Consider the following 12,368-nt stretch of genomic DNA (forward strand, 5'->3'; position numbering starts at 1 on the left):
CACGAGCGTGGTAAACGCACGTAACAAGAATCAGAATAGCACTGGAGAATGATTTTCAATACGGTTTTGGCGGATGGTGTCGGGATGGTGTTGCATGGGGCCATCACCGCAGCGGCGGGCCCCGGGGCCTGATCGGAGCAGGGGCCATGATCGGGGCCATAAGACCGCGAAATTCATATTAACAATATAATGTCATGCATTAAGTCATTGAAGGCGGGCGAGGGCATGAGCCAAGCGAGCAAACTCAGAGCATTGTTGCAACGCGAACAGTTGCTGGTTGCGCCAGGCGCATACGACGCGATCTCGGCGCGCACCATCGAGCAGGCGGGCTTCGAAGCGGTCTACATGACGGGTTCCGGCACGTCGGCGTCCCTGGGCTTTCCCGATTTCGGCCTGCTGACCATGACGGAAATGGCGGATAACGCCGGCGTCATCGCGCGTTCGGTGAACCTGCCGCTGATCGCCGACGCGGACACCGGTTACGGCAACGAGCTCAACGTCACGCGAACCGTGCGCGAGTACGAGGCGCGCGGCGTGGCCGGGCTGCACATCGAGGACCAGGTCGCGCCCAAGCGCTGCGGACACCTCGACGGCAAGGAGATCGTGCCGCGCGAGGAATTCGTGATCAAGATCCGGGCTGCGGCGCAGGCGCGCCGCAGCCCGGATTTCCTCATCATCGCGCGTACCGACGCGCGCGCCACCCTGGGTCTCGACGAAGCGATTGCCCGTGCGAACGCCGCCTTGTCCGCCGGCGCGGACATGGCCTTCGTCGAAGCACCGCAGAGCCGGGAAGAAATGGCCGCCATCCCGCAGCGGGTGCAGGGCCCCTGCCTGCTGAACATCGTGCCCGGCGGGCGTACGCCGCTCGTGCACCTGGACGAGGTCCAGGCCATGGGCTATCGGCTCGCGATCCTGCCGGGCATTTTGCTGCGCTCGGCGATCGCCACCTTCGATCGCGTACTGAGCCAGCTTGCGCAGACGCGTCAGCCGGTGCTGGCTGAGGGCCAGGATTCGGTGCAGGCGGGCTTTCAGCGTTTCGGCGCGGACGAGTGGAACGCGCTGCGGGCGGGGGGCCAGGCACCGTCGTGATCTCCCGGCAGGCAGCCTGCCTCGGGGCGTGAGTCCCCCGCTTGGTGACGCTTGCGCTCGGGCCCGTGGTCAATCGATCACGCGGCCCGGATTGAGAATGCCCTTGGCGTCCAGTGCCGACTTCAGGCGGCGCAGCACCTCGATCTCGGCCGCGCTGCGCGTGCATCCCAGGAAGGGCTTCTTGATGAAGCCGATGCCGTGCTCTGCACTGATCGTTCCGTCACGGCCGCGCAACTGCGCGTAGACCTCGGCTTCCACTGCATGCATGTCGGGCCCGGCATGGGGCCCCGTCATGAGATGGATGTTGTTGTCGCCCATATGACCGAAGAAGAGATGCCGGGCATCGGGATAGCGGCGCTGCAGCGTGTCCTGCAGGCGCGCGATGAACCCCCCCATCTCGGCCCAGGGCAGTCCGCAATCGAAGTTCACCGTCGGGGCGAGCGCCGTCAGCATCTCCGGAATGCTTTGGCGCATCCGCCAGAAAGCGTCTGCCTGGGCCAGGCTGGCGGCCAGCGCGCAGTCCACGATGTCGCCTTGTTCCAAGGCATGCTCGAGCGCGGTTTGCAGCGCGCCCGCATCATGGCTCGCGTGCCCTTCGGCAGACTCGATCAGGACATACCAGGGCTGCCCCGGCGCGACCGGGCAGGGCAGCTCCGACAGTCGCCCGGCCGTGTCGACGAACTCGCCGGACATGAATTCGAAGGCGGTGAGGTTCACGCCGGGCGCCCGCTTGAGTCCGCGCAACAGCTTTGTCAGCGCCTGCGTGCTTTCGGCCGCCGCAAACGCCGTGACGGGTTCGGGCGGCACCGGCTGCAGCTTGAGGATGAGGCGCGTGATGATGCCCAGCGTGCCCTCGGAGCCGATGAAGAGAAAGCGCAGGTCCAGGCCGGCGCTGTTCTTGACCAGACGCGTGAGCGAGGACAACACCGTACCGTCGGCCAGGACGGCCTCCACGCCGAGCACCTGATCGCGCATGGTGCCGTAGCGGACGACGCGTTCGCCCCCGGCGTTGGTGGCGGCGTTGCCGCCGATCTGGCAGGAGCCGCGGGCACCGAGATCCAGCGGGAAGTACCAGCCGGCATCGGCCGCCGCCTGTTGCACGGCCTGCAGCGTGGCACCCGCCTGTACGCACATCACGCCTTCCAGCGCGTCGATGTGTTCGATCGCGTTCATGCGCTCGAGGTTGACGACGACGTCGCCGTCCGCGGGCACGGCGCCGCCGGCCAGGCCGGTGAGCCCGCCCTGGATCGTCACGGGCTGACCGCGCGCATGGCAGTCGCGCAGCAGTGTGCTCACTTCGTCGGTAGTGCGCGGCCGGAATACGGCCCGTGGCGTACCCCGGGCGAGGCCGCTCCAGTCCTTCAGATAGCGTTCCTCGATCTGCGCCTCGACGGTCGGCAGGCTAGGCAGGCGTTCGGTCATGGCGTGCCCCGGCGCTTCAGGCGGCGGGCACCGGCGTTGCGCCCGGCGTACCGGTGCGCAGCGCCGCCTCGCGCCCGCCAAAGCGGGCGATCAGTGCCTGCTGGTCGTCCTTGGCAAGACGGTCCGCGGCCTCCGGGTCGACGAGTTGCCGCAGGCGGTGCTCGAACGCGGCCAGGATCTCGGCATGCTCGGGCGATGCGGCGAGGTCCCGGGTTTCCTCGGGGTCGTCATGCAGGTCGAAGAACTCGGGCGGATGCCCGACGTAGTAGTGATACTTGTAGCGGCCGTCGGCCAGCATGTAGCCCGCCGATTCGGAACCCACCGCATGGTATTCGCTGAACGCTAGGCGATCCGGATCTTCGCCGGCAACGGCGGTGTGCCGCAGCGAGACGCCGGGCAGGTCGGCATCCTCGGCATGCGGCGCCACGCCGGCGGCGTCGAGCACCGTGGGGAAGAGGTCCACCAGCGATACGTTGGTATGTACTGTGCGGCCTGCCGGGATCTCAGGCCCTTTGACGATCATCGGCACCGCGACCGCTTCCCGATACAGGGTGCACTTGTTCCACAGCCCGCGCGCGCCCAGGTTGTCGCCATGGTCGCTCGAATACACGACGGTGGTGTCCTCGACCAGGCCGCTCTCGGCGAGCGCCTGCAGCACCAGGCCTACCTGCTCGTCCATGAACGAGGTCAGGCCGAAGTACGACGCCAGGGCGAGCCGACGCCGGTCGTCGTTGCTCAGTTGTTCGTCGTGCCGGCTGAAGCGCGCATGCCGCTCGACCCAGGGATGGCGGCGATAGCCGCTGTCGGGATGCAGCTTGGGCAGCGGCATGTCCGCGACCGGGTAGAGGTCCAGGTAGCGTTGCGGCACGATCAGCGGGAAGTGCGGTGCGACGAAACCGACGAACAGCACCCAGGGGCGCCGGGCCTCGTCTTCGGCGCGCTCTTGCAGCCATTGCGCGGCCTGGCCGGCGACCGACTGGTCGAAGCGGTTGTAGCTCGACTCGCCCGCGCCGATCTGCTTGAAGAGCGGGGCCGTGGGAAAGGGATCGGGCAGCGGCTCGCGCACCGAGCCCCAGACCTGGCCGATGCCGTCCATGATGTGGGCCGCGAGCTGCTGGCGGTCGAAGCCGGTGGGATCGGCTTCGTTCCGATAGTGCAGCTTGCCGATGGATTCGACCCTGACGCCCGCGGACTGCAGACGATGCCCCCAGCTCGCGGGCTCGCCGGTGTAGGCGATTGCGTTGTCCCAGCAGCGATGCTGGTGCACGTAGCGCCCCGTGGCGATGCTTGCGCGCGCCGGGACGCAGATCGGCGACGCGGTATAGGCATTCTCGAAGCGTGTGCCCTGGCGAGCCAGCTCGTCCAGATGCGGCGTGCGCACGATGGGATGGCCCGCACAGCCCATGACGCGGGCATTGTGCTCGTCGGAAAGCAGGATCAGCAGATTGGTGGTCGGCATGGCGAGGCTCGGCAGATCAGTTGGCGAAGGTGTCGCCGGTGTCCTTGAGAACTTCCTGCCATCGGCGGTAGTCCTCGTTGACCAGCGCACGGAATTCGGCCTGAGGCATGGGGGCGGGGACGAAACCTTGGTCGAGGAGGATCTTGCGCAAGCCCTCGGATTCGAGGGCGGCATTGATGCGTTCGTTCCAGTCTCGCGCGGCCTCTTCCGACATGCCGGACGGTGCGAGCACGCCGAACCATTCCTCGATGTCCAGGCCTTTGAAGCCCAGCTCGCGCAGGGTCGGGACTTGCGGGGTGTTCGGGTCGCGTTCGCTGCCGGAGGTGGCGAGCAGCTTGAGCCGCCCGTCGCGGGTCATGGCGAGCAGCGAAGGCACCGTCGAGATCACCGCCGGGATCTGCCCGCCCACGGCGTCGTTGATCGCCGGGCCCGCGCCGCGATAGGGCACGTGGATGAGATCGGCGTGAGCCTGCTGCGACAGTCCCACGCCCACGAAGTGCGGCGACAGGCCGACGCCGGCCGTGCCGTAGGCGCGCAGCGCCTCGTTGCCGCGCGCGCGCTCGACGTAGCCCTGCAAGGTATCGGCGCCCACACTGGGCGATACCGCGACGCCCATGGCGTATGTCGCCACGCGCGCAACGGGCACCAGGTCGCGTTCGGGGTCGTAGCTGAAATGGCGGTTGGTATGCGGCGTCATCGTGATGCTGCCGCTGGGCAGGATGATGAGCAGGTTGTCGCCCGCGGCCGCGTTGCGCAGCGCATCGATGGCGATCATGCCGCTCGCGCCCGGGCGATTCTCCACGATCACGCGGCGTTCGCTCGAACGGCTCAACGCGTCGGCCAGCGCGCGTGCGACGCTGTCCAGACCGCCGCCGGCCTGAAAGCCGACGACCAGTCGCGTCGGCGGCTCGGCCGCAGCAGCTACGCCGCCGATGCCACAGGTCGCAAGCGCGACGCCCAGCAGCAGCCGTCCAAGAAGGTTGGATGCCATGGTTGTCTCCTGTTGTGCTTGTTGGAATGGGCGCAGTATCGACCATGGAAACTGCGGAAAACAGTGATATATATTCCGCTTCATATTACCAATTGGTTATGATTTATCATGGACCCTGCATTCGCTTCTTCACTCGAGCGCGCGTTTCGTTCAGGCCTCAAGCTCGGCCATCTGCGCCTGCTGTCGTCGCTGGCGCGGGTCGGTCGTGTCAGCCGGGTCGCCGAGCTGCTGAACGTCACGCAGCCGGCCGTCTCCAAGCAACTGGCCGAACTCGAGGCCGTGCTGGGTACGCCCGTCGTCGTGCGCGCCGGGCGGTCGGTCGCCTTGACGCCCGCCGGCGAAATCCTGGTGCGCTACGGGCGCGAGATCCTGCACCGGCTGGATGACGCCAAGCGCGAGCTCGAAGATCTGGGCGCCGGCCTGGGCGGTGGGTTCAAGGTGGGTGCGGTCGCCACCGTCATGCCGACGCTCATCGCCGCGGCGGTCGGACGCTGGCAGCGGCTGGCCTCGAAAGCGACGTTGGTGCTGAAGGAAGCGACCACCGACGAGTTGTTTCCGCTGCTCGATGAGGGCGAACTGGACCTGGTCGTGTCGCGCACCCGCGTGGGCCGCAGCGCGAGCGGGCTCACCGACATGCTGGTGGGCAACGACCCTATCGTCCTCGCGTGCAGCCATCGGCATCCGCTGGCTGGCAGGAAGGCGGTGCGCTGGGCGGACGTGGCCGGTTATCCCTGGGTGCTTCCGCCGGAAGGGTCGGCCATTCACGATGCATTGCGAGCGACGCTGGAGCGCAACAGCATCGCCTACCCCGAGCGGAGCATTGTGAGCAACTCGATAGCCGCCCTGCCTCGCCTGCTCACGGATGGGCACTTGGTCGGCCCGGTGCCGCGGGCCTTCATCCAGGAAGACGTGGACCGGCGCAAGCTCATGGTGCTGCCATTGGCGCTGGCCGGCGCCGCGCACGAAGTGCGCGCCGTCTGGCGGCCTTCCCACGCCACGCCGCTATTGCGCCTGTTCGTGAAGAGCCTGACCGACGCGGGCGCAGGCCTGGACGTTACCCAGGCTCAGCGGAGGATCACTCCGCCGCCAGCACCCCGCGCCGGATCTGGTCGCGTTCGATCGACTCGAACAGCGCCTTGAAATTGCCTTCGCCGAAGCCGCTGTCGCCCTTGCGCTCGATGAACTCGAAGAACACCGGGCCGAGCACGGTTTCGGAGAAGATCTGCAGCAGCAGCCGGCGCTCGCCGCCCTCGGAGGTGCCGTCGAGCAGGATGCCGCGCTTCTTCAGCTCGCCCACGGGCTCGCCGTGGTTGGGCAGGCGGCCTTCCAGCATCTCGTAATAGGTCTCGGGCGGCGCGGTCATGAAGCGCGTGCCGCTGGCCTTCAGGGCATCCCAGGTCTTGAGCAGGTCGTCGGTGAGGAAGGCCACGTGCTGGATACCCTCGCCGTTGAACTGCATCAGGAATTCCTCGATCTGGCCGCTGCCCTTGGACGACTCCTCGTTGAGCGGGATGCGGATCATGCCGTCGGGCGCGGTCATCGCCTTGGAGGTGAGGCCGGTGTATTCGCCCTTGATGTCGAAGTAGCGGATCTCGCGGAAATTGAAGAGCCGCTCGTAGAAGTCGGCCCAGTAGGCCATGCGGCCACGGTACACGTTGTGCGTGAGGTGATCGATGATCTTCAGCCCGGCACCGCGCGGATGGCGCTCCACGCCCTCGATGAACTCGAAATCGATGTCGTAGATCGACAGGCCTTCCTGGAAGCGGTCGATGAGATAGAGCGGCGCGCCGCCGATGCCCTTGATGGCGGGCAGGCGCAGTTCCATGTAGCCCACCGGCACCTCGATCGGCTGGGCGCCCAGCTCCAGCGCACGGGCGTGGGCCTTCTGCGCATCGCGCACGCGAAAGGCGAGGCCGCACACCGAGGGGCCATGCTCGGCCGCGAAGTACGCGGCGGGGCTGTGCGGCTCGTTGTTGACCACGACGTTGATTTCGCCCTGGCGATACAGCCTGACCGCCTTGGAACGGTGGTTGGCGACGTGGGAGAAACCCATGCTCTCGAGCACGGGTTCGATGACGTTGGGGGTGGGCGAGGCGAATTCGATGAATTCGAAGCCCATCAGGCCCATCGGATTGTCGAAGAGGTCAGCCATGGCTAGCTCCAGTGTGCGTGGAATCAAGTTGTCTCGGCACCCGGAAAGTGCCGCAAGTCGCGCGCCCGGGCGGGCGGCGCGTAGAGCAACTCAATTCGGCGGGGCGCACGGACGACCTCGCACGCTGCGTGCGAGGAAATCGCCCAGAAGAAGCTGAAAGCCGAGGTGTCTCATGTGCTGGAAGTAAGGCGGCGGGCCTGATGCGCCGCCGCTGGCCGGATGTATGCGCAATGCTTGGCCGTTAACCCGTGAGGTTACTGGTATCGCCGGCAGTGTCAAGGAGAATCTGGCCGCGGGCGCCGGCACGAGACCGCTTCCACTGCGGTCGTGCGACAACGACTAGCCGGGGCTGCGGACGGGAACCGCACCGAGCAGCTTCGCGATGTCGAGACTGCGCACCAGATCCGTCGTCGCGTTGCCCAAGTGCGTGGCGGGCAGTCGTCGGGAATGCGCGAGGTAGGTAACGTTGCGCGATCCCATGCCTTCAATGCGGGCTGCGGTCAGCTCGATCTCGTCCTTTCGGGTCGAGATCTCGCCGTGCCCCACGACGCTGTAGCCGATGCCGAGCTTCACCATGTCGAATACGGCGGGCATGGTCTCGACTTCGACCGCGACCTGGAATTCGGTGTTCGTGCGCCGTCTGGCGATTTCCAGCTTCGCGCGGATGGAGTTGGACAGCGGAGGCAGGATCAGCGGATAGTTCGCGAGCTCCTCAAAATCGATACTGGGAGGAAGTTCGCCCGCGTCGTTGCGCTGGCCGACAAGTACGTAGTGCTCTTCGCACAAGGGTTCGAGGTTGAGCTCGCCGTTGTCATCCACGTTGAACACGACGGCGAGCTCGATGCGTCCCAGATTCAGTGCCTCGGTCAAAACCGGCGTCTTGCCTTCGATGACGGAAATCGACGCGCGCGGAAACCGTGCCCGGAAAGCCTGCACCAGCGGTGGAGTGAGCACGCGTGCAACGCGCGGCACCAGCCCGACGGCGATCCTGCCGACCAGCTCCGTATTCGCGGCCTTGAGTGCCGAGCGTCCGCGATCGATCGACTCGAGGATCGCCATCGCGTGCGGTAGGAAGATCTCCCCGGCAGGCGTGAGTGTGACGCCACGCCCGGTGCGCAGGAAGAGCTTGGTGTTTAGGTCGGCCTCGAGCAGGCGCATCTGCCGGCTCAACGATGGCTGGGAAACGTCGAGGGCCTCTTCGGCCTTGCTGAAACCGCCGAGTTGGGCGATGCAGACGAAATGCTTGAGCTGGCTGAAGTCCATGTCGAGCGATAGAAAAACCGAATAACCGATAGAGCACCGCCATGATGGATCGGACGGCGCGGTGTCGACTAGAGTCGGTCCTCCCTGTGTCGCCGCGTACGCGGCCACCGCACCGCAGCTTCCGCGAGCATTTTATGACCGATCCCATCTTCTCACCCGACCCGGCCGCCAAGGACTTCCCGCCGCCGCATATCGCTGTCCGGCCAGACTGGCTGGACCGCGCCGTGGAACCCGTGATCGAGCCGGAGCTGCGCATCCTCGACGCCCATCATCACCTGTGGAACCGCCCGTCCGAGCGCTACGTGCTGCCGGATCTGCTGGCGGACCTGGCGAGCGGCCATCGCGTTGATGCCACGGTGTATGTGCAGTGCCGAAGCATGTACCGCCTGGACGGACCGGTCGAGTTGCGGCCGGTCGGCGAGACCGAGCACCTGTTGCGCGTGGTGGAACGTCTGGGACCGGACGAGCCGCGTGTGGCGGCGGGCATCGTCTGCATGGCCGATCTCATGCTGGGCGACGGCGTGGTGCCTGTGTTGGAGGCCCAGATCGAGGCGGGGCAGGGGCGTGTGCGCGGGGTGCGCACCATGACCAGTTCGGATCCTTCGGTCCAGTCGAGCTTCGGCGGCGTGCCCGCGCACCGTCTGCTCGATCCGCAATGGCGCAAAGGCGCGGCGCATCTGCCGGCCCTCGGTCTGACGTGCGACGTCTACGTGTTCCACACCCAGCTTGATGACGTGGCAAGCCTGGCGCGCGCGCATCCGGAGCTGACCATCGTGCTCAATCACATGGGAACGCCGCTGGGCAGCGGCGCCTTCGCCGGCCGCCGGCAGGAAGTCTTCGGCGCATGGTCCGCGGCCATGGGCCGCGTGGCCGAATGTCCGAACGTAGTGGTCAAGCTCGGCGGTGCGGGCATGCATACCTTCGGCTTCGGCTTTCATGAGGCGTCTGAGCCGCCGGACTCGGCGCATCTGGCCGAAGCGTTTCGTCCCTACGTGCACACCTGCATCGAGTTGTTCGGCGCGCAGCGTTGCATGTTCGAGAGCAACTTTCCGGTCGACAAAGGGCAGTTCGGCTACCGGACGCTGTGGAATGCCTTCAAGCGCCTGGCCGGCGCTGCCAGCACCCACGAGAAGCAGGCCTTGTTCGCGGGCACGGCCGCGCGCGTCTATCGCATCGCGTTTTGAACTCATGCCGAAGCACGCGATGAACCTGCGCACGCAGTGGATCGATCTGGACGAGACTGCCCTGCGCTTCGAGTGGCGCCGCGCACAGGACGCGCCCCTGGTGTTGGTGCACGAGCTGGGAGGCAGCCTGAACAACTGGGACCGGGTGCTCGATCACCTGGAGACCGCGCGCTCGGTGCTGCGCTACGACGCGCGAGGCTGCGGCATGTCCGAGAAGCTGCGCGCCGCTCCAGGCCTGGCTGCGCTCGCCGACGACATCGTCCGTCTGCTCGACGCGCTCGGCATCGACGAACCGGTGCCGCTGGCCGGCTGCGCCTTGGGCGGTGCCGTGGCCCTGGCGTGTGCCGCCCGTCATCCGGCGCGGGTGGCCGCGGTCGTCGCGATGACGCCGGTCACCGACGTCGCTTCCGAACGCCGGGCGGGTTTGCTCGCCTTGGCGGATCGCGTGGCCCGCGAAGGCATGCGCGTCGTCGCAGACGGCCTGCTGTCGGTCAGTTTCCCGCGCGAACTCGTCGACGCGCAGGTGTACGACGAGTTCCGCGCGCGCTGGCTCGCCAACGATCCGGACAGCTTCGCCTGGCAATACCGCATGCTCGCGCAACTCGATATGCGCGTGCTGCTGCCTCGGGTGCGTTGCCCGGTGCTGGTGGTGGCCGCCGAGAAGGACGCCTTGCGGCCGGCCGCATTGTCCGAAGCGGTGGCTGGCGCCCTGCCCCACGCGAAGCTGGTGCGTCTGGCGGCCGGCCATTTCATGCCCGTGCAGGCCGCACCGGAGGTGGCTGCGGCCATCCAGGAATTCTTGCCCATCTGAGCGCAGGCGCCGCCATGGCCGCCCCGCTCCGTCACCAACGACAACAGGAGACTTTCATGACGTTCACGCGCAGGTTCTCGCGTCGCGCCGCCATCGGTGCGCTCGTTTCTGCCTTGCTGGCGGGCGCTGGCGCCCCGGTCTGGGCAGCCGGCTCTGCCGATGCCTGGCCCGAGAAGCCGGTCCGCATGGTCGTGCCCTTTCCACCCGGCGGGCCGGGCGACATCGTCGCCCGCTCGCTCGCCGAGCAATTGCGGCAGACGTGGGGCCAGCCGGTGCTGGTCGAGAACCGGCCGGGCGCCAGCGGCACGATAGGCACGGCCAACGTGGCTCGCGCCGAGCCGGACGGCTACACCGTGCTGTTGGCCGCCGCCAGCCACGTGATGAATCCTTCGATGTTCCCCAAGCTGCCGTTCGATCCGGTCGAGGACTTCACGCCGATAGCACGCATCGCCGGCTATCCGATGGCCGTGCTGGTGAACGCAAGCCTGCCGTACCAATCCCTGGACGAGCTCGTCGCGGCGGTGAAGCGCGAACCGGGCACGATCGCCGTGGCGAACACGGGCGCGGGCTCGGCGCCGCAACTGGCGGCCGTGCTGTTCGAGCAGCGCGCGGGCGTGCAGTTTCTGCACATCCCCTACCAGGGTTCGGGGCCAACCGCGCTCGCGCTGCTGTCAGGGGAGATCAAGGTGAACTTCCAGGGCTCGATTGCCCTGGAGCAGGTGCGCGCCGGCAAGCTGCGTGCCCTGGCCATCACCGGCGAGCAGCGCCTGCCGGATTTCCCGGACGTGCCCACGATCGCCGAGTTGGGCTACCCCGGCTACAAAGTCGAGCTCTGGTACGGCGTGCTCGCACCGGCCGGCCTCGTGCCCGAGGTGCGCGACCGCATGTATCGGGACATCCAGCGAGCCATGGCCACCGACGCTGTGAAGACCCAGTTGAAGGGCGCCGGCATCATGACGGAAGACCTGGGGCCGGATGCGTTTCGCCAGTCCATGCAGGAGGAGGTGGCGCATTGGGCGAGCGTCATCGAGAAGGCCGGTATCACGCCGCAGTAGCGCACGCCACCCGCGGCATTGCACGGGCGGCAGACGCTATCCGTGCGAGATATCGAAAATATAAATACCTGCTAGGGTAGTGTTGTCATTGATCGCATAGCTCGCAGGTGCGATCCTGCCCGGCGTGAAAGGAGCCGCTGCGGCTCCATCGAGCCTAGGAGTTGTGCGATTGGATACGCAAAGAACAGCGGCCGTCACGGGTGCCGGCCGCGGCATGGGATTGGCAATCGCCCGCAGGCTGGGGCAGGCGGGGCACCACGTTGTGCTGATCGACGTGCTGGAACAGGCGCTGGATGACGCGGTGCAGGCCCTGGTCGCCGAAGGCTTGTCGGCGCAGGCGATCCGGCTGGATCTCGCGGATGACGCCCAGATCGCGGCGCTGCCGTCGCGGCTCGGGGACCGGTTCGAGGCGCTGGGCGTCCTGGTCAACAATGCCGCGATCTCGCCCAAGCATGCTGGTCGCCGGGCCGCCGCGGCAGAGGTTTCTCTGCAGGAGTGGGAACGGGTGGTCAAGATCAATCTGACCGCACCGTTCCGGATGATCCAGACCTGCCTGCCGCCGATGCGCGCGCGGCGCTGGGGCCGCATTGTCAATATCTCGTCGCGGGCGGGACGCTCGCCCGGCGGCGTGGCCGGTGCGCACTACGTGACCACCAAGACCGGCGTACTCGGCATGACCCGCGCCTTCGCCAAGGAAGTGGCCTCGGCGGGCATCACCGTCAATGCCGTGGCGCCCGGACGCATCGAGACGGCGATGTCCGCGGGCTCGCCGCCCGAGGTGCTGGCCCAGGTGCTGCAGACGATACCGGTCGGCCGCTTCGGCACACCCGAGGAGATTGGCGCCATGGTGGCCTATCTGGCGGGCGAGGAGGCCGGCTTCGTCACCGGCGCGACCTTCGACATCAACGGCGGTGTGCTGATGATCTAGCACGCTGTCCCGGC

The 12,368-nt window shown here is 67.2% G+C and carries 11 protein-coding genes; 6 read left to right on the top strand and 5 right to left on the bottom strand.

The annotated features are described in order from the left end of the window. The first annotated feature begins 225 nt into the window (after positions 1 to 225). The gene (locus FOZ76_RS06460) at positions 226 to 1,089 is read left to right on the top strand and encodes an isocitrate lyase/PEP mutase family protein (RefSeq protein ID WP_143947316.1); all 864 of its coding nucleotides are present in this window, start codon (positions 226 to 228) and stop codon (positions 1,087 to 1,089) included. Between the two features lie 69 nt (positions 1,090 to 1,158). Here FOZ76_RS06460 and FOZ76_RS06465 read toward each other — a convergent pair whose 3' ends face one another. The 3 genes from FOZ76_RS06465 to FOZ76_RS06475 are packed head-to-tail and all read right to left on the bottom strand — an operon-like array spanning position 1,159 to position 4,961. Beyond that, a complete protein-coding gene (locus FOZ76_RS06465) occupies positions 1,159 to 2,511 on the bottom strand; it encodes an FAD-binding oxidoreductase (protein WP_143947317.1) in 1,353 nt (450 codons plus the stop codon). A 16-nt stretch (positions 2,512 to 2,527) separates the two neighbouring features. Next, entirely contained in the window at positions 2,528 to 3,970 is a 1,443-nt protein-coding gene (locus tag FOZ76_RS06470) for a sulfatase-like hydrolase/transferase (RefSeq protein WP_143947318.1), read from the bottom strand. Positions 3,971 to 3,986: 16 nt separating this feature from the next. Beyond that, positions 3,987 to 4,961, bottom strand: a complete 975-nt coding sequence (locus tag FOZ76_RS06475) for a Bug family tripartite tricarboxylate transporter substrate binding protein (RefSeq protein ID WP_170235314.1) — start codon at positions 4,959 to 4,961, stop codon at positions 3,987 to 3,989. A gap of 108 nt (positions 4,962 to 5,069) precedes the next feature. Between FOZ76_RS06475 and FOZ76_RS06480 the strand changes: the two genes are divergently transcribed. Then, a complete protein-coding gene (locus FOZ76_RS06480; RefSeq protein ID WP_143947320.1) occupies positions 5,070 to 6,101 on the top strand; it encodes a LysR family transcriptional regulator in 1,032 nt (343 codons plus the stop codon). Here FOZ76_RS06480 and hppD read toward each other — a convergent pair. Then, entirely contained in the window at positions 6,037 to 7,113 is a 1,077-nt protein-coding gene (gene hppD / locus FOZ76_RS06485; RefSeq protein WP_143947321.1) for a 4-hydroxyphenylpyruvate dioxygenase, read from the bottom strand. The two genes, FOZ76_RS06480 and hppD, sit on opposite strands and share 65 nt — an antisense overlap. 339 nt (positions 7,114 to 7,452) lie before the next feature. Next, positions 7,453 to 8,376, bottom strand: a complete 924-nt coding sequence (locus tag FOZ76_RS06495) for a LysR family transcriptional regulator (protein WP_143947323.1) — start codon at positions 8,374 to 8,376, stop codon at positions 7,453 to 7,455. A gap of 134 nt (positions 8,377 to 8,510) precedes the next feature. Between FOZ76_RS06495 and FOZ76_RS06500 the strand changes: the two genes are divergently transcribed. From FOZ76_RS06500 to FOZ76_RS06515, 4 genes are all read left to right on the top strand, one after another. Then, on the top strand, positions 8,511 to 9,560 hold the full coding sequence (locus tag FOZ76_RS06500) for an amidohydrolase family protein (RefSeq protein WP_143947324.1): 1,050 nt from the start codon (positions 8,511 to 8,513) through the stop codon (positions 9,558 to 9,560). Between the two features lie 19 nt (positions 9,561 to 9,579). Further along, positions 9,580 to 10,371 carry an alpha/beta fold hydrolase gene (locus FOZ76_RS06505; protein WP_170235315.1) on the top strand — a complete coding sequence of 264 codons (792 nt, stop codon included), beginning with the start codon at positions 9,580 to 9,582 and terminating at the stop codon, positions 10,369 to 10,371. 56 nt (positions 10,372 to 10,427) lie between these two features. Then, positions 10,428 to 11,426, top strand: coding sequence for a Bug family tripartite tricarboxylate transporter substrate binding protein (locus FOZ76_RS06510; RefSeq protein ID WP_170235316.1), 999 nt, complete (start codon positions 10,428 to 10,430; stop codon positions 11,424 to 11,426). Between the two features lie 163 nt (positions 11,427 to 11,589). Then, on the top strand, positions 11,590 to 12,354 hold the full coding sequence (locus FOZ76_RS06515) for an SDR family oxidoreductase (RefSeq protein WP_281282953.1): 765 nt from the start codon (positions 11,590 to 11,592) through the stop codon (positions 12,352 to 12,354). Positions 12,355 to 12,368 lie beyond the last annotated feature (14 nt).

Source organism: Verticiella sediminum, from assembly GCF_007558815.1.
Taxonomy (GTDB): domain Bacteria; phylum Pseudomonadota; class Gammaproteobacteria; order Burkholderiales; family Burkholderiaceae_B; genus Verticiella; species Verticiella sediminum.

Coding starts and splice junctions, on each gene's coding strand:
- FOZ76_RS06505 (WP_170235315.1), top strand. CDS start 9,580: ATGAACCTGCGCACGCAGTGGATCGATCTGGACGAGACTGCCCTGCGC.
- FOZ76_RS06495 (WP_143947323.1), bottom strand. CDS start 8,376: ATGGACTTCAGCCAGCTCAAGCATTTCGTCTGCATCGCCCAACTCGGC.
- FOZ76_RS06475 (WP_170235314.1), bottom strand. CDS start 4,961: ATGGCATCCAACCTTCTTGGACGGCTGCTGCTGGGCGTCGCGCTTGCG.
- FOZ76_RS06470 (WP_143947318.1), bottom strand. CDS start 3,970: ATGCCGACCACCAATCTGCTGATCCTGCTTTCCGACGAGCACAATGCC.
- FOZ76_RS06510 (WP_170235316.1), top strand. CDS start 10,428: ATGACGTTCACGCGCAGGTTCTCGCGTCGCGCCGCCATCGGTGCGCTC.
- hppD (WP_143947321.1), bottom strand. CDS start 7,113: ATGGCTGACCTCTTCGACAATCCGATGGGCCTGATGGGCTTCGAATTC.
- FOZ76_RS06500 (WP_143947324.1), top strand. CDS start 8,511: ATGACCGATCCCATCTTCTCACCCGACCCGGCCGCCAAGGACTTCCCG.
- FOZ76_RS06460 (WP_143947316.1), top strand. CDS start 226: ATGAGCCAAGCGAGCAAACTCAGAGCATTGTTGCAACGCGAACAGTTG.
- FOZ76_RS06480 (WP_143947320.1), top strand. CDS start 5,070: ATGGACCCTGCATTCGCTTCTTCACTCGAGCGCGCGTTTCGTTCAGGC.
- FOZ76_RS06465 (WP_143947317.1), bottom strand. CDS start 2,511: ATGACCGAACGCCTGCCTAGCCTGCCGACCGTCGAGGCGCAGATCGAG.